This is a genomic window from Blautia coccoides, assembly GCF_034355335.1.
Classification (GTDB): domain Bacteria; phylum Bacillota; class Clostridia; order Lachnospirales; family Lachnospiraceae; genus Blautia; species Blautia producta.
The window spans coordinates 2,294,574-2,310,719 of sequence record NZ_CP136422.1; the positions used below are offsets into that span (position 1 = coordinate 2,294,574).

The window sequence follows — 16,146 nt, forward strand, 5'->3', positions numbered from 1 at the left end:
TTCCGGTCCATCCCTGATATTTCCAGCTTTTCTGTCATAGCTGGATTCAGCTTTCAATCCTCTTTGAAAGTTCAATCCAACCATGACAGAGCAGTGCTTTTAGTACTTGGATCGTTTGGTTTCGTTATGCTGTCTGCATCTGCGGATGCTTGATATCACCCAGCAGCCTTGCAGCGTCATAATCGACTCCTTTTGTCAGGATCGTATAAAACACCCTGATCACCTTACATGCCACTGCCACTACTGACTGCATCTTTTTCAGCGGATTCTCTTTTCTCGTCCGATAGTATTCATGGATCTCTCGAAATTCCGCATTCTTTCCGACTAGTGATATCGCCGCTTCATACAGTACATATCTCAGTCGTTTTCTTCCTCGGTAGCTGATACGGCTCTCTCCATTATGCTTGCCTGAATCGTTCGCCACGATCGCATAGCCTGCAAGCTTTTGCAGCTGTTTGGGGTTGTCAAAACGTCTAATGTCGCCCACCTCTGCAATAAATCCACTTACTGTCACCATACCGATCCCTTTGATCTCCAGCAGCTTATCTATATATGGTATTTCTTTCAGCTTACCTTCTATCTTTTGCACCAGTTCTTCCAGTCTTGATGTATATACATCCATGTCGTCCAGCAGATTTTTCAGTTCCATTCTCGCTGCCTCCGGTGCTTCCTTACTGCCTACGCTGTGCTCTGCAGCTGATACCAGGGTCTTTGCCCTCTTCATTCCAGCCCCTCTCAGCTTTGCGTCTCTCCAGATCTGGTTTACACCTTCCACGCCCAACTTCCCGATGTCCTCCGGCAGCGGCGCTGCCTTCAGTATCATCCGCCCGCTGACTGCCTTTAAATCCCTATAAACGTCTTTGTATTCAGGAAAGTAAATGGCAAACCATCTGGCAATGCGGTTCTTGATCCGGGTAACTTCCTCCTGTGTCTGGAAGCGTAGATTGGATAAGCTTCTCATCTCTGCATAAATCCCGGTTGGTATATAAGGGTAGGAAAAACGTCCCTCATTCACCAGTGCGGCAATCGTCTTTGGATCTTTGCGGTCATTTTTATTAGGATTGTTATCATCCAGTTCCTTGGATTTCTTGACATGATGGGGATTTACATGCACAGGTTTCATTCCGTTGTCCTGCAGGAACTTTCCTAAAGCGAACCAATAGTGTCCTGTTGGCTCCATTCCGGGAATTACAGCGGTTTTACCATTCTTTTCTTGTATTTCCTCGATCCATGCCTTAAATGTAAGGAACCCTGCTTGTGTATTGCTGAAAATCAAAGGTTTTCTGGTAAACTCGAAATTTCTCCAGTCAAATGCTCTCGCATAGTGCGTTTCGCTTCCGACATCAATACCAACGATCAAAGTTTTTTCAGTTATGGATGCAATTTTTGTGTTCTGTGTGTTACAATTCATTTTAGATACCTCTCTGTTTAATAAGATTTTATACTAACCGCCAAAGTCAGTAATCTTATTTTACACTGAGGTATTTTTTTCTCAACCTTCTTTCTTGGAATTCCCTATATTTGAATTATACAGGAAGCTCCATTTTATATTAATCGTTTAATTTTCCTGCATGGACAGATCACTTGGATTTTTCTTATCCATGATAGTACAGATAACAGATAGAACAGCTCCGATTCCGGAAACAGCAATGGCTACCGGAAGGAGTGACACGATTCCTGTGGTGCCCAGGATCTTCTGGAGCATGGTACAGGCATAAGTGGAAAGGAACATTCCAAATCCTCCGATTGCGGTGGTCATGGAGATGGAAGAGGATACCTTTTCTTTTGGAACCACCACGGTGCACCTCAGGAAGAAATAGGAGAACCCATATCCATAGGAAGCGCCGCACAGCGTACAGGCAATGCCGGCCATGACCGGACTGGAGGCCAGAAAGAGCATCAGATAGGAAATACACAGCCCGGCATATCCGAAGATGATGGTTGCTCTTTTCAGCTTTGAGTACAGAGTGCCGAAGAGGATGCAGAGAATACAGCTTCCCACAGTCCCCAGTGTGGAGAGCAGTGCCGCGATACTTTCATTCCCGTAGCCCTGTTCCGCCACCAGTACAGAAACCTGGTAATAGATGACAGCGTAAACCAGATTATAGGCAAAACAGGATACCATGAGCATAACCTGGCGCATCAGATAAGGACTTCCTGTATGGGACCCCTCTTCTTCCCCTGCCTGCTGGTCACCTTCCGGGGGAGTCATTGGGATAAAGAAGAGCATCATAACAATGACAGGAACTGCGATCCAGTATACCTTGAAAACCTCATTCCAGGATCGAACGGCAAATACCCCGGCGATCAGGCTGATCACTGCGCCCGTTCCGGCCATGGTGGCATTGAAGATGCCCATGATGGTTCCGCGTTTGTCCTCATCCACATAGACTTCAGCAATAAGCGCCATGGCGGCGGCATTGACAAATCCCATAGAGATACCTACCAGGACACGCATGGCGAGTACATAATAGACATTCTCCACAGCTCCGCCTAATATGGCAGATATTGCAAAAAGTACCATTGCGCCCACCAGGATTTTTTTCTTGCTCAGATACTGCATCAGCTTCCCGCAGAGCATAGCTGAAAACAGCATGATAAAGGATGGTCCTGACAAAATGAAGTTGACGGCAGCATCATTTTGGAATGTCTCATACAGGCCGTTGCCGGCAGGTATGATGACCATGTCCGCCATGACTGCCACGTTTGTCAGGAACAGGGAGATCAGAAAGAGAAGAGCCCGTCCCTTGGTCATTTCTTTGTTCATGTTACACCTCCATAAAATATTTACGATACGGATCTTATAGCTTTTATTATATCGGATACCGCCCGGCAGACCATCCTTAAAATTCCTGTAATTTCGCAGGTTTTCCGTTGAAAACTCTTGAAAAAATAGAAAGATTTAATTTTATTCGTCTGTTTGTGTGAAATGTAAAGGAAAAAAACGTCAAAAGGGAGAAGAAGGCTGAATAGTAACAGAAGAAGATCTTCTGGTAAAAGGAATCCCCAGGATTTATAATGGAGCTATAGGCAATGGGCAGAACGGGAATGTGTTAGAAAATTTGGGAGGTGCAGGATGGAATTAAATATTCAGATTCTGATGAATGAACTGGAACATGTGTCGGCCTTCAGGCAGGAAGGGGATTTTCTGGAGAGAAGACTGTCCTTTTATACCGTTTATCAGCCGGAATGTGTCCTGCGTGAAGATACGCTTTATCTGGTGGAGACCATGGGCCAGGCGGCAGAGATACTGGAAGTGGAACCCGGAAACGCGTTTATCTGCCTGGAGGGGCAGGAGGAGACGGGGGGATCCTTAGAGGGCTGTTCCTGGATCTGTATGGACGGCAGTCTGGCCGCTGATGCAGTGCTGACCCGGCTGGAAGAGATTTTTGAGAAATATGACAGATGGGAGCAGGGGCTTTCCTCCGTCCTGGCAGGGGAGCGGAGTATTGAAGCCCTCTGCCGTATCAGTCTGCCCATTTTTAATGCCCCTGTCATGGTACATAACAGAGAATATGAACTGATCGGATGTGCGGAGGCGGGAGGTGCCAGATTTCCCTACAGCCTTTTACAGGAAGGGACGGATTATCTGGACCGAAATATTACAGATGAATTGTTTTTCCGTTCGGATTATCTGACGACCCTTGAATTTACCACGCCTCAGTATTGGACCAACGAAGAGGAAGAGTATATAAGCATCTACAGTAATATCTTTGACGAGAATCAGGAATACTGGGGCAGGATCGTCATAGACGGAGTAAATGAGAGTCTGACGGACGGCCATTTGGCACTGCTGTCTGTGTTTACTGAGGCGGTTCGGGCACTGGCGGTGCGCCACTCCGGGCCAAAATTCAATGCTCTGGATGCATTTAAGAATTATGCCCTGGAATATCTGCGCAGCCCGTCCTCCTTTGACAGCGATAAGCTTCTCATGGCTATGCGGCTGGCAGGATGGAAGCGGAACGGTTCCTTTTTCTGCGTCTGCATGGAGCTGACAGAAGCGGGGCAGGAGCTGCATTCAGCCGCTTATGAGAGCGTGCTTTTTGACCATCAGCTTCACGGTTATCTCTCTCTGGAATACGGAGACAGGCTGCTGCTTCTATGCAATCTCGGAATGGTGTCGGAGGGCAGGAATGAGGAGTGCCGGAGGCTGGCTTATATCGTCAGGGATAACCTGTTTAAATCAGGGATCAGTACGGAATTTACTGATTTTTTTCTGTTTCCGGACTATTATCTGCAGGCAGAGGCTGCCCTTCAGTCGGGAAAGGAGTGCAGCAGTACCCAGTGGCTGTTTAAATTCGAGGATTATGCCCTTCATTATGTTTTGAACCGGGGCGCGGATACGCTTCCTGTGAGGACTCTGATACCAGGTACCCTTCTGGAGCTTATCCGTTATGATAAGGTACATGAAACCAGCTATTACAAGACCTTGCTGAATTATATACAATTTGATTCCCACACAGCCAAGGCCATTGATGATCTGTACATTCACAGAAACACTTTTAAATCCAGAATGAAGAAGATCCGGGAGCTTCTGGACATGGATGTGGACGATCAAAAGGAGAGGCTTTATCTGATGCTGATCTTCCGTATATTGAAACGTTATCCGGAGCTTGCAGAGCAGCAGGAGGTGATATTGTGAAACTGAACGGATATATACTTGCCGGAGACTTAAAAGGCCTTGAGGGGAGTTCCCTGAGATCGGATTCCATGGAGCTTCCCTTGACCAATGCACTGATCTGGAGAGAGGGGTCCCCATTCAGACCCTATTATGTATATATCATGTATGCCGGGGATTTGGAGCGGATACCGAAAAAGCATCCGGCGCTTACTGTGGTGAGTATCGGGATGCCATCCCGGGAATGCCTGGAGAGGGAGGGCCTGGATATCCTCTGGGTCAGGCCGTATCTGACGCCTCAGATGATATTGTCCATGATATTGAAGATATTTGAAAAATACAGGAAATTTGAGGAGGAAATGAACCGACTGTGCAGGGAGGGTAAGGATTTTTCAGCCCTTGCTCCGGTGCTTTTATCTGTATTTTCCAATCCCATCATTGTAGCCGGCGGGCATATGGAAATTCTGGCTTTGTCCCAGAATGAGGATACCTGCAGGATACCCTGCGAATGCAGGGACGGGGATACGGATTTTCTGCGGCCCGCTCTGGAGCGCGCGTTTCGGAGCGTGTGGATGCAGGAGGAAGGCGCGGTATCGGCCACAGAGGAGGGGATTCCCTTCCTGGCAGTACCGGTCCGGGAATCCGGCAGCATTTTAATGGGAATCTTTCTGCTCTCTGTTACAACACCTCTGGCAGAGCGGGACAGGGTTTTGCTCTGTTATATCGGTAGATATCTGAAATGTATGTACCGCGTAAATTTTATAAACAGGTGTCAGGGAATGGAGCGGATGCAGAAGATTTTGGCAGAGCAGGCAGAACGGGGAAAGAGCCTGCCGCAGATGCCCAAGAGCCTGGAGCGCGGGCTTGGAACCCTTGGCTGGGAGGCGAAGGGGAGCTATGTCTGTATTGTTTTGAAATCGGCTTTTTTCAGCAGAGTCAGCCAGAGAGAGATACCGGCTGATACGTTGTTTGAGAGCAGCAGCCTGATGGTGAAGACAAAGACGGAGATTTTCTTTCTCTGTAACCTCTTGAAAATACCGGGAGGTGTGGAGGAGATTGCAGACAGACTGGAGCAGGTTTTAAAGGATTCCCCCCTGATCGCAGGGGTGAGTACGCCTTTTCGCAGCTTTTTAGATTATCCCGATTACTATATTCAGGCAAAAGCAGCCATTCGCATCGGTAATAAACTGGATTATACAAGGAAAGCCTGCCTTTTTCAGGACTTTGCCCTGGATTATATCATCTATGAGGGGTGGAAGTCCCTTCCGGTCAATGTCCTTCTCTTTGGAGGCCTTAAGGACCTGCTTCTCCATGACTATGTCCACCACACCAGCTACTATGAGACCCTGGAGGCGTTGTTTGACAATTTCATGGTCATGAGCCGGACTGCATCACAGCTTGGCATACATATCAGCACCCTGAAATACAGGGTAAGGCGTATCCATGAGATGCTGGGACTGGACTTAAATGACAGCTATAACAAAATGTATCTCCAGAGCATTCTTTTCCTGCTGAAACAGGATACCTCCTCACTTGAGGAGTACATGGAGCAGGAGGGGAAGAAGGCTGTGCGCACGATTCGGGTTGCCAGTTCAGAAAAAATAAAGTAAAATGATACCATTGAGGTAACTATTCAGTAGGTCTGCGCATTTACTGCGCTGACCGTAAGAAAATGTTCAGCAGTCAGGCAAAATCCCATCGCCAAAGGCGATTTGCATGGATTTTTGCTCGTAACTGTAAGGGTACTGAACAGTTACCCATTGAGGAGGTATTAACATGAAGAAACGTAAGATTCAGAAAATTATAGAGCCTATTGTCCGCCGCCCCGGCTGCACATCCTTTGCTGTGATCGGAGATCCCGGCTGTGAAGGACTGGGGACCGTTATGATGAAAACCTATGCGGGCGCGCTGGAAAAGGCGTCAGAGGAGGACATGATCCTCATAGCAGGGGATATGGTTCCTGTGGGAGATGAGCGGCACTACAGAAATATATGTACACTCACAGAATCCGTGACGGAAAAAGATGTTTTTGTGCTTCGGGGAAATCACGACACAGGGGACTATGAGGCGTTTTTCGGCCTGCATGACTATGCAGTCATTGCGGAGACCTTTACCATTGTAGTGGTGGACAATGCTTTCCGGAAATTTTCTGACACAGGGCTTGCATTACTGGAACAGGTACTTGCCATGGAGGAGTGCGAAAATGTAGTGATTGCCTTTCATATTCCCCTGCCAAATCATTTTACGAGAAATTCAGTGCCTCAGGAAGAATTTGAACGCCTCAGGAAAGTGTACCTTCCATATAAAGAGAAGATCAAATATTTTGTGTGCGGCCATGTGCATTCCTGTTTTGAGGATGAAGTGGATCAAATCCCCTTTGTGTGTACAGGAGGAGGCGGCGCTGTCATAGAAGATGTATCCGAGAACATCAAAGCATCAGATGTGGAACATCATATTGTCCGATTTACCTGGGAAAACGGCAGGCTGTGCCACAGGTTTGAGAACCTTGGGGATGCGCCATACCAGAGGGAACGAGAGGACAAGATCACAAGGGAACAGCTTGAGGCCACAGTCAAAGGGGAGCTGTATGCGTTTCTCAGATATCAGACCTTTGCAGAGCGGGCGAAGAAGAGAGGATACGAAAAGATCGCCAATCTGTTTTCTGCGCTGGCAGAGTCGGAGTATCGGCATGCCAAGAGCTTTTATGCCATTTTAGATAAGCCCAAAGCGTTTCATGAATCTGTTGGCACCTATGTGCCGGGAGAAGAATTTGAGTATGAGCGTTTATATCCCATGGTTGCGGACTACGCTCAGGAGCATGATCTTCTGCTGACAAGGCAGGCTTACCGGGATGCCGGGTCTGCGGAGAAAGCCCACGCAAGGCTTCTGAAGGAGGCAGCAGACTGTGAAGGATTTCATAAGAATCTGTTTTATGTGTGTCCGGTCTGCGGATGCTTGATGGAGAGCCGGCCTGATCGCTGTCCGGTTTGTGGGGCACCTGCCAGGGAATTCTTAATATATGAAAGCAAAGAAGAGACGGAAGAGAGATGACGGTGAGATGACACAAAATGTAAGGAAAGCAGGCCTAGTTTTAGAGGGCGGCGGCATGCGCGGGGTGTTTACCGCAGGTGTTCTGGATTTTTTTCTGGAGGAGGACATTCAGTTTGACACCTGCATAGGAGTTTCCGCCGGTTCCTGTCTGGCCTGCAGCTATTTATCAAAGCAGCACAGAAGGGGATACCGGACGGTTACCGGGTATCTGGATGACCCGAGATACTGCGGAATGGGCAGCTTTTTCAAAACAGGTGACTATTTTGGGGCGGAGATGCTTTATAAGACCATTCCGGATGAGCTGGACCCCTATGATCATAAAGCCTTTTTGGACAACCCCACCAAATTTTACGCGGTTGTGACCAACTGTGAGACCGGACAGGCAGAGTATAAGCGCATCCGGGACCTTCGCCGGGAAATCTGTTATATCCGGGCGTCCAGTTCCCTGCCACTTATGTCCAGAACTCTGTGGATACGGAAGAAACCCTATCTGGACGGCGGTATCACCGATTCCATCCCTATCCGCAGATCCGAAAGCCTGGGAAATGAAAAAAATGTAGTGATCCTCACAAGGGGCAGGGAGTATCGGAAACAGAAAAACCAGATGATGCCCCTCATGCGTCTCCGCTACGGCAGACAGTTTCCAAAGCTGGTGGAGCGGATGGAAAACAGACACCTGGATTATAACGAAACCCTGGATCACCTGTACCGGGAGGAAAAAGAGGGAAAGGTTTTCCTGATCCAGCCCCCGGCCCCTGTGGAGATCGGGCGCTTAGAAAAAGACGGGAAAAAACTGGAAGCACTTTACCGCCAGGGATATGAGACGGCAAAAAGACAGGCGGAGGCACTTAAAAAATATCTGGAAGACGAAAGCGTGTCTTCACAAGAAAAAACAAATATTGACATCCTGAACTATGTTACTGAAACGGAAAGTTTTCTATAATAGAGCCAGGAAGACGAAGAGGGGTCTGCCGGTGCAGGCCCCTCTCGTCACAGAAGGGGCAGGGCCGCACAGAGGGGTTCTGCTGCCGGTATTCTTAATAGGAGATTCAGGAGGGTTTTGTAACATGAAATACGGACATTTTGACAATGAAAAGAGAGAGTACGTGATTGACAGGGTGGATTTACCTACGTCCTGGACCAATTACCTGGGAGTCAAAGATATGTGTGCGGTTTTGAACCATACCGCAGGGGGATATATTTTCTGCAAATCACCGGAGTACCACCGCATCACCCGTTTCCGGGCCAATGGGGTTCCTATGGACCGTCCGGGGCATTATGTGTATATTCGGGATGACGAGGACGGGGATTACTGGAGCGTATCCTGGCAGCCTGTGGGCAAATCCCTGGAAGAAGCAAAATATACCTGCCGCCACGGCATGTCTTATTCTGTATATGAATGTGAGTACAGCGGAATCAAGGCATCCCAGAAAATGTGTATCCCCAAGGATGACCCGGTGGAGCTTTGGGATGTAAAGATCAAAAATGACAGCGGACGCACGAGAAGCCTCAGTATATATTCTTACCTGGAATTTTCTTTCCACCAGATCGAGATGGATAACAAGAATTTCCAGATGAGCATGTATGCCGCAGGTTCTTCCTGTGAGGACGGCATTATAGAGCATGATCTCTTTTATGAAGAGTTTGGTTTCCAATGGTTTACAGCCAGCTTTGAGCCGGACGGCTTTGAGTGCCTGAGAGATGAGTTCATCGGTCCCTACCGCACAGAGACAAATCCCATAGGCGTGGAAAAAGGTGTCTTAAACGGCGGTTTTGAGAAAGGAAACAACCACTGCGGCGCCCTGCAGAAAAAGCTCACTCTGGCTCCGGGCCAGGAAGTGCGCCTGGTATTCATGCTGGGTGAGGGGAACAGGAAAGCCGCTTATCCCTACAGGGAAAAATACAGCAATTTTGCAAATGTGGATGCAGCCTATGAGGAATTGAAAAACTACTGGGACAGCAAATTTGATAAACTGCAGATCCAGACCCCCAATGAGGGAATGAATACGCTGATCAATACATGGACACTTTATCAGGCGGAGATCAATGTCATGTTCTCACGTTTTGCTTCCTTTATCGAGGTGGGCGGACGTACGGGCCTGGGCTACAGAGACACGGCGCAGGATGCCATGACCGTTCCCCACTCAAACCCGGAAAAATGCCGTCAGAGGATCATAGAGCTTCTGAGGGGCCAAGTGTCTGAGGGGTATGGCCTGCACCTGTTCCAGCCTGAATGGTTTGACCCGGATACGGAAGTGAAGCCCTTCAAATCCCCCACAGTGGTGCCCACACCCAGCAGGGATCAGATGATCCACGGCCTGGAGGACACCTGCTCTGATGACGCGCTGTGGCTGGTCAGCTCCATTGTGGAGTATGTAAAAGAGACAGGGGAATTTGATCTGCTTCAACAGGTGGTGCCTTATGCTGACAAAGATGAGGGAACTGTCTATGACCACATGAAACGGATCCTGGACTTTTCCGCCAGACAGGTGGGAGCCGACGGCGTGTGCAAGGGTCTGCGCGCTGACTGGAATGACTGTCTGAACCTGGGAGGCGGTGAAAGTGCTATGGTATCCTTCCTGCACTATTGGGCGATCCAGAGCTTCCTTGAAGCGGCCGGCTATCTGGGAGAAAAAGAGGATGTGGAAAAATATACCGAAATGGCGGAGAACGTGAAAAAAGTCTGCGACCGTGAGCTTTGGGATGGTGAGTGGTATGTCCGCGGCATCACGAAAAACGGCCGGAAGATCGGTACCGGGAAGGATAGGGAAGGTAGAGTCCATCTGGAATCCAATGCCTGGGCTGTGCTCTCGGGAGCGGCTCCAAAAGACAAAGGCATAAAGGCCATGGATGCGGTTTATGAGAACCTTTTTACACCATACGGTATTATGCTCAACGGCCCGTCCTACACCGTGCCGGATGACGACATCGGCTTTGTGACCAGGGTATACCCGGGTGTGAAGGAAAACGGCTCTGTGTTCAGCCATCCCAATCCATGGGCATGGGCTGCAGAATGCATGCTTGGCAGAGGAAGCCGGGCCATGGAATTTTATAATGCCCTGTGCCCTTATTACCAGAATGATATGATCGAGATTCGCCAGGCAGAGCCGTATTCCTACTGCCAGTTCATTATGGGAAAAGACCACACCGCATACGGCAGGGCAAGACATCCCTTTATGACAGGCAGCGGCGGCTGGGCTTACTTTGCGGCCACCAGATACATGCTGGGCATCCGTCCGCAGATGGACGGACTGGAGATAGACCCCTGCATCCCGGGAGACTGGGACGGATTTAAGGCACACCGGGTATTCCGCGGCGCGTCCTTTGAGATCACAGTAGAGAATCCGGAACATGTGGAAAAGGGTGTAAAGGAAATCTGGCTGGATGGGGAAAAAACAGATAGGATCCCCATCTGTGAAGCGGGCAGCAGTCATACAGTGAGAGTAGTTATGGGATAACTGTTCAGGGGCCTGTGAAGGCAGCGGACAGTTTACGCTATGGGATAACTTATGGGTTCATACAGGAAGGAGAGAACAGCAATGATCAAATTTGGAACAGGCGGTTGGAGAGCCATCATAGGTGACGGCTTCACAAAGGAGAATATCCAGAAGCTGACAAAAGCCCTTGCCATGAAAATGAAGGCAGAGGGCGTAGAGAAGGAAGATATCTGTATTGGATATGACAGGCGTTTCCTGGCAAAAGAGGCGGTTATGTGGGCATGTGAGGTGCTGGCCGCGGAGGGGATCCGTGCCTGGTTTATCAACAGGTCTTCGCCCACCCCGCTGATTATGTATTATGTGATGGCACATGATCTGCCTTACGGCATGATGGTGACGGCCAGCCATAACCCGGCTATTTACAATGGGATCAAGGTCTTCACAAGAGGCGGAAGAGATGCCAATGAGGTGCAGACACAGGAGATCGAGCAGTATATAGCCAAAGTGGAGGAGGAGACTGCAGCAGGTAGTCCTGTGGCTGTCATCCCCTATGAGCAGGCAGTTGCCGAGGGAAAGGTTGTGGAATTTAATCCTCTCAATGAATATCTGGACAATATTATCGCGGCTGTGGATGTGGAGGCTATTAAGAACAAGGGGCTTCGTGTGGCTCTTGACCCCATGTACGGCGTGAGCCAGACATCCCTGAAGACACTGCTCTCCATCACCCGCTGCGAGCTGGAGATCATACATGAGCGCCATGACACACTGTTCGGCGGCAAGCTGCCGGCACCGAATGCCCAGACGCTGCGCTCCCTGCAGAATTATGTGCTGGACAGAGGCTGTGATATCGGTGTGGCCACAGACGGGGATGCCGACCGTATTGGCGTCATTGATGACACCGGCAAATTCCTGCATCCAAATGACATTTTAGTGCTGCTGTACTACTATCTTGTAAAATATAAGGGCTGGAGCGGTCCTGTAGTCCGCAACGTGGCAACCACCCATATGCTGGACCGGGTGGCTGAGAGCTTTGGGCAGAAATGCTATGAGGTTCCTGTTGGCTTCAAATATATTTCCTCCAAGATGGAGGAGACAGACGCCATCATCGGTGGTGAGTCGTCAGGCGGCCTCACTGTAAAGGGACATATCAACGGCAAGGACGGTGTATACGCCGCCATGCTTCTGGTGGAGATGATCGCTGTGACAGGAAAGAAGATCTCACAGATCGCAAGGGATATTGAGGAAGAGTACGGAAGCATCTATATGGAGGAGAGGGACTATAAGTTCACACCTGCGAGAAAAGAGGAGATCCAGAGGACGCTTATGGTGGATAAGGCACTTCCGGATATCAGTGAGCCTATTGAGCGGGTATCTTATATGGACGGCTGTAAGATCTATTTTAAAAACGGCGGCTGGATCATTGCCAGATTCTCCGGTACAGAGCCTCTTCTGCGTATTTTCTGCGAGATGCCGGAGGCTTACCAGGCTGTCCGCATGTGCGAGCTTTTTGAAGAATTTCTGGAATTGAAGGGCTGACCACAGGGATTTTAAATATCCGCGCGTGCACGGTATTGAGCAGTTACAGGAGATGAGACAAATAAATGAGGGTGTACTGCAGAATGACAAAATTTTGCAGTATACCCTCTATTTTTTTCTGCGAAAAAAGAAAGTACATGGTATGATATAGAAAGAGCGGTTTGAAAGAACAGGAACCGCAGAATGCAGGGAGAGAGGAAAAAGAGATGAAAGAAAAAAAGAAAATTTCCATCCAGTGGAGAGTGATCGCCATTGCCCTGGGCTGCTGGATGATACCATTTGTGCTCATGGTGGGAATGATGGTGCATTACATACTGTCCAACCAGTTGGGGGACCGGGTGGATAATATGACGGACCAGGTGAATTTTAATATGCAGACAAGTGTGGAGCGGCTGAACCAGGCCATAGAGGACTCCAGGGACGCGTCCTATGAGGGGGAACTGCGCTCTGTATACGAGGCGTTTAAAAATAACAATTATAAGGATTACTGGTTAAGCGGCAGGGTGCGGGGATATCTGAACACCAAATACACCAAGGACCCCAGCTTTTCCAGCACTGTTTTCTGGTATCTGGAAGAACCGGAGAAGCTAAACGGTGAGGTGTATAATTCCAGTGCGGGTGGGTCTTATCATCAGATAGATACCTATTGGAAGAAAGACCATGAGACAGTGAAAAAATATGCGGAGACCCTTGACACTAACATCGGTTTTCTGGAGTGTGACGGCCGTGTCTATATGATCAGGAATCTTGTGAACCGCTCCTTTGAACCTGTGGGCGTGCTTGTTATGCGCATGAACATCGCCTACTGCTTCGAGGGTATGCAGCATTTTCTGGAAGACTTTGATATGAGTATCTACTTAAATGAACTGAATCTGGAGTTCAGCCAGGGCATAGAACAGGAGAAAAAGGACGGGCCTTACCCGGATGAATACCCCCAGGGAAGCACATGGGAGGGCAGTTACCTGTATATCAGAAATCTCGTGAAGGAAAACAGCTACCGTCTGGACACTCTTGTGCGGATACCCAAGACTGTGGTCATGGATTCCATGTATGCATACCTGCGCATTCTGGGAGTGATGATCGTGCTTCTGGTTCCGCTGGTGATGATCCTGATCTTTATGGTGAGGCGTCATATTCTGCAGCCCACAGAGCAGCTTATGGAGGGAGCCAGAGAGATCCAGGAGGGCAATCTGGGGTATCAGATCACCTTTGAGCCGGGCAGCCAGGAATTCGGCTATCTGACAGAATCCTTTAACCAGATGTCCAGCCGTCTGAAATATCAGTTTGACCATATTTATCAGGAGGAGATGGCACTTAAGGATGCCAGGATCATGGCTCTGCAGTCCCACATTAATCCTCACTTTATGAACAATACCCTGGAGATCATCAACTGGGAGGCCCGTCTCTCAGGCAATATGAAGATTTCCAAAATGATAGAATCCCTGTCCGTGCTCATGAACGCCGCTATGGACAGAAAGCGTCGCCACGTAGTGCCGCTGAAAGAAGAACTGCAGTATGTGGAGGCTTATCTTCATATAATGAAAGAGAGACTGGGAAATAGGCTCACTGTGGATTTGGAGATAGGGGAGGACACCTTAAATGAGAAGGTCCCCAGACTGATCCTGCAGCCTGTGATCGAGAATGCCATAGAACACGGCGTCATAAGAAGCGGCAGCGGCACAGTGGTGTTAAGGAGCTATAAGAAGGGGGACTACCTCTATCTGGAGACGGAGAACAACGGCATTATGAGCGAGCAGGAGAGGGCTAAGGTAGACAGGCTGCTTGCGCCTGACTATGACACCAGCAAGGAGTCCTCAGGCAATCTGGGCATAGCAAATGTGAACCAGAGACTGGGTATTTTGTATGGAGAACCCTGCGGACTGTCCATTTTCCAGGAAAAAGATGACCGGATTTGTGCCCGCTTGACCATTTTTGTTGGTCTAAGAGCACAATAAAAAGCAAAAAATCACAGTCTCAGTTATTCGCTTTTTACAATATATGCGGTATTATAATGTCATCAAGAAAAACAAAGCAAAACAAACAGTAAACAGGGAGGTAAGTTAGTTATGAAGAAGAAAGTTGTATCAGTTTTACTTGTTGGAGCAATGGCAGGAACTATGCTGGCAGGCTGCGGCGGTGACAACAAAGCAGCAGACGCCGGAGACAATACCAAGAAGGAAGATACCGCGGATAAATCCGACAGCAGTGACAGTGGCGATGACAGCAGCGCAGAGGGAAAGGTTACATTGAATGTGACCACAACATTTGCAGGAACTGAGAGTAACGTGGATAAATACCAGGAAACCATTGAGAACTGGCAGAAAGAGACAGGAAATAAGGTAAATGATTCCTCCGCATCTGCAGACGAAGCCATGAAAGCCCGTGTTATCACAGACTTTGAGACAGGTGCAGAACCGGACGTTATGTTCTACTTCAACGGCAATGACTCCAATCCGTTTGTAGAAGCGGATAAAGTGGTTCCCATTGATGAGATCCGTGAAAAATATCCGGACTATGCAGCGAACATGAATGATGACCTGATCCCCGGATCTCCGGTTGACGGTGTGAAATATGCAGTTCCCTTCTACGGATATTGGGAAGGTATGTACGTAAACAAGAAAGTCTGCGAGGATGCGGGTGTTGAGATCCCGGGACCAGACACCACATGGGAACAGTTCATGGAGACCTGCCAGAAGATCAAGGACGCAGGATATACCCCGATCGCAGCTTCTCTTATCAAAGAGCCGCACTATTGGTTTGAGTATTCTATCTACAATCATGACACACCGGCAACACACGTAGCTGTTCCGGAAAAAGTGGATGACAAAGTGGGCAAAGCCTGGGAAGCTGGTATCGCTGATATCAAGGATGTCTATGAAAAAGGTTTCTTTACAGAGAACACCAACACCTGCGAAGCTGATGAAGCATTCCAGGGATTCCTGCAGGATAAAGCTGCATTTTATGTAGACGGCTCCTGGAAAATGGGCGGTATCAGAGACAATTCTGATAATATTGATAACTTCACAGTTACTTTTGTACCTGGTCAGAACGAGAGAAAGACAACAGATATTATCAGCGGCCTGTCATCAGGATGGTACATCTCCAGAAAAGCATGGGATGATCCGGAAAAACAGAAAGCAGCTGTAGACTTAGTAGAAGCTTTTATCAACACAGAAACCGTATCTGATTACGCAGGAACAGCAACAACAGCATTAAAAGACGGCGCGCAGATCGATGAGAGCAAACTGAATTCACTGGAAAAAGACGCTCTTGCCATGCTGAAATCCGTAACCGCAACAACAGGCGCATGCCAGGATCTGTGCACAGAAGATCAGAGAGCTCCTATCTTCACCAATATGCCGCAGATCGTAGAAGGTCAGATGCAGATCAGTGATGCGATCCAGCAGGTTATCGACGCAATGGAAGAATAGTTTCTGTAACGTATAAACTGTATTTTTTAAGGACCGGAGAGGAGAAAATCCTCCGGTCCTTCTTAAAGAAAAG

Annotated in this window: 10 protein-coding genes; 8 read left to right on the top strand and 2 right to left on the bottom strand. The window is 48.6% G+C overall.

The window, feature by feature from the left end; genetic code table 11:
* Positions 1-124: 124 nt before the first annotated feature.
* Together BLCOC_RS10125 and BLCOC_RS10130 are read right to left on the bottom strand one after the other, a co-directional pair.
* Positions 125-1,411, bottom strand: coding sequence for an IS110 family RNA-guided transposase (locus tag BLCOC_RS10125; protein WP_040198432.1), 1,287 nt, complete (start codon positions 1,409-1,411; stop codon positions 125-127).
* A gap of 147 nt (positions 1,412-1,558) precedes the next feature.
* Entirely contained in the window at positions 1,559-2,767 is a 1,209-nt protein-coding gene (locus BLCOC_RS10130) for an MFS transporter (protein ID WP_018595040.1), read from the bottom strand.
* A gap of 309 nt (positions 2,768-3,076) precedes the next feature.
* Here BLCOC_RS10130 and BLCOC_RS10135 point away from each other — a divergent pair, with 309 nt between their 5' ends.
* The 8 genes from BLCOC_RS10135 to BLCOC_RS10170 all read left to right on the top strand — a co-directional run bounded on the left by BLCOC_RS10135 (position 3,077) and on the right by BLCOC_RS10170 (position 16,073).
* Complete coding sequence (locus tag BLCOC_RS10135) at positions 3,077-4,642, top strand: PucR family transcriptional regulator (RefSeq protein WP_115625228.1); 1,566 nt, start codon at positions 3,077-3,079, stop codon at positions 4,640-4,642.
* On the top strand, positions 4,639-6,228 hold the full coding sequence (locus tag BLCOC_RS10140) for a PucR family transcriptional regulator (RefSeq protein WP_115625229.1): 1,590 nt from the start codon (positions 4,639-4,641) through the stop codon (positions 6,226-6,228). Before BLCOC_RS10135 ends, BLCOC_RS10140 begins: the two co-directional genes overlap by 4 nt.
* A gap of 166 nt (positions 6,229-6,394) precedes the next feature.
* Positions 6,395-7,669 carry a ferritin family protein gene (locus tag BLCOC_RS10145; protein WP_115625230.1) on the top strand — a complete coding sequence of 425 codons (1,275 nt, stop codon included), beginning with the start codon at positions 6,395-6,397 and terminating at the stop codon, positions 7,667-7,669.
* Complete coding sequence (locus tag BLCOC_RS10150; RefSeq protein ID WP_018595036.1) at positions 7,638-8,612, top strand: patatin-like phospholipase family protein; 975 nt, start codon at positions 7,638-7,640, stop codon at positions 8,610-8,612. Before BLCOC_RS10145 ends, BLCOC_RS10150 begins: the two co-directional genes overlap by 32 nt.
* A gap of 124 nt (positions 8,613-8,736) precedes the next feature.
* Positions 8,737-11,127: a glycoside hydrolase family 94 protein gene (locus tag BLCOC_RS10155; RefSeq protein ID WP_018595035.1), complete on the top strand. Its 2,391-nt coding sequence runs from the start codon at positions 8,737-8,739 to the stop codon at positions 11,125-11,127.
* 81 nt (positions 11,128-11,208) lie between these two features.
* Positions 11,209-12,642 carry a phosphoglucomutase/phosphomannomutase family protein gene (locus BLCOC_RS10160; protein ID WP_018595034.1) on the top strand — a complete coding sequence of 478 codons (1,434 nt, stop codon included), beginning with the start codon at positions 11,209-11,211 and terminating at the stop codon, positions 12,640-12,642.
* A 206-nt stretch (positions 12,643-12,848) separates the two neighbouring features.
* Entirely contained in the window at positions 12,849-14,597 is a 1,749-nt protein-coding gene (locus BLCOC_RS10165; protein ID WP_026255443.1) for a sensor histidine kinase, read from the top strand.
* Between the two features lie 111 nt (positions 14,598-14,708).
* A complete protein-coding gene (locus tag BLCOC_RS10170) occupies positions 14,709-16,073 on the top strand; it encodes an ABC transporter substrate-binding protein (RefSeq protein WP_018595031.1) in 1,365 nt (454 codons plus the stop codon).
* Positions 16,074-16,146: the final 73 nt, after the last annotated feature.

Excerpts from the sequence above, each read along its gene's own strand:
- BLCOC_RS10170 (WP_018595031.1), top strand. The coding sequence starts at position 14,709 with ATGAAGAAGAAAGTTGTATCAGTTTTACTTGTTGGAGCAATGGCAGGA.
- BLCOC_RS10160 (WP_018595034.1), top strand. The coding sequence starts at position 11,209 with ATGATCAAATTTGGAACAGGCGGTTGGAGAGCCATCATAGGTGACGGC.
- BLCOC_RS10135 (WP_115625228.1), top strand. The coding sequence starts at position 3,077 with ATGGAATTAAATATTCAGATTCTGATGAATGAACTGGAACATGTGTCG.
- BLCOC_RS10155 (WP_018595035.1), top strand. The coding sequence starts at position 8,737 with ATGAAATACGGACATTTTGACAATGAAAAGAGAGAGTACGTGATTGAC.
- BLCOC_RS10125 (WP_040198432.1), bottom strand. The coding sequence starts at position 1,411 with ATGAATTGTAACACACAGAACACAAAAATTGCATCCATAACTGAAAAA.
- BLCOC_RS10130 (WP_018595040.1), bottom strand. The coding sequence starts at position 2,767 with ATGAACAAAGAAATGACCAAGGGACGGGCTCTTCTCTTTCTGATCTCC.
- BLCOC_RS10145 (WP_115625230.1), top strand. The coding sequence starts at position 6,395 with ATGAAGAAACGTAAGATTCAGAAAATTATAGAGCCTATTGTCCGCCGC.
- BLCOC_RS10165 (WP_026255443.1), top strand. The coding sequence starts at position 12,849 with ATGAAAGAAAAAAAGAAAATTTCCATCCAGTGGAGAGTGATCGCCATT.
- BLCOC_RS10150 (WP_018595036.1), top strand. The coding sequence starts at position 7,638 with ATGAAAGCAAAGAAGAGACGGAAGAGAGATGACGGTGAGATGACACAA.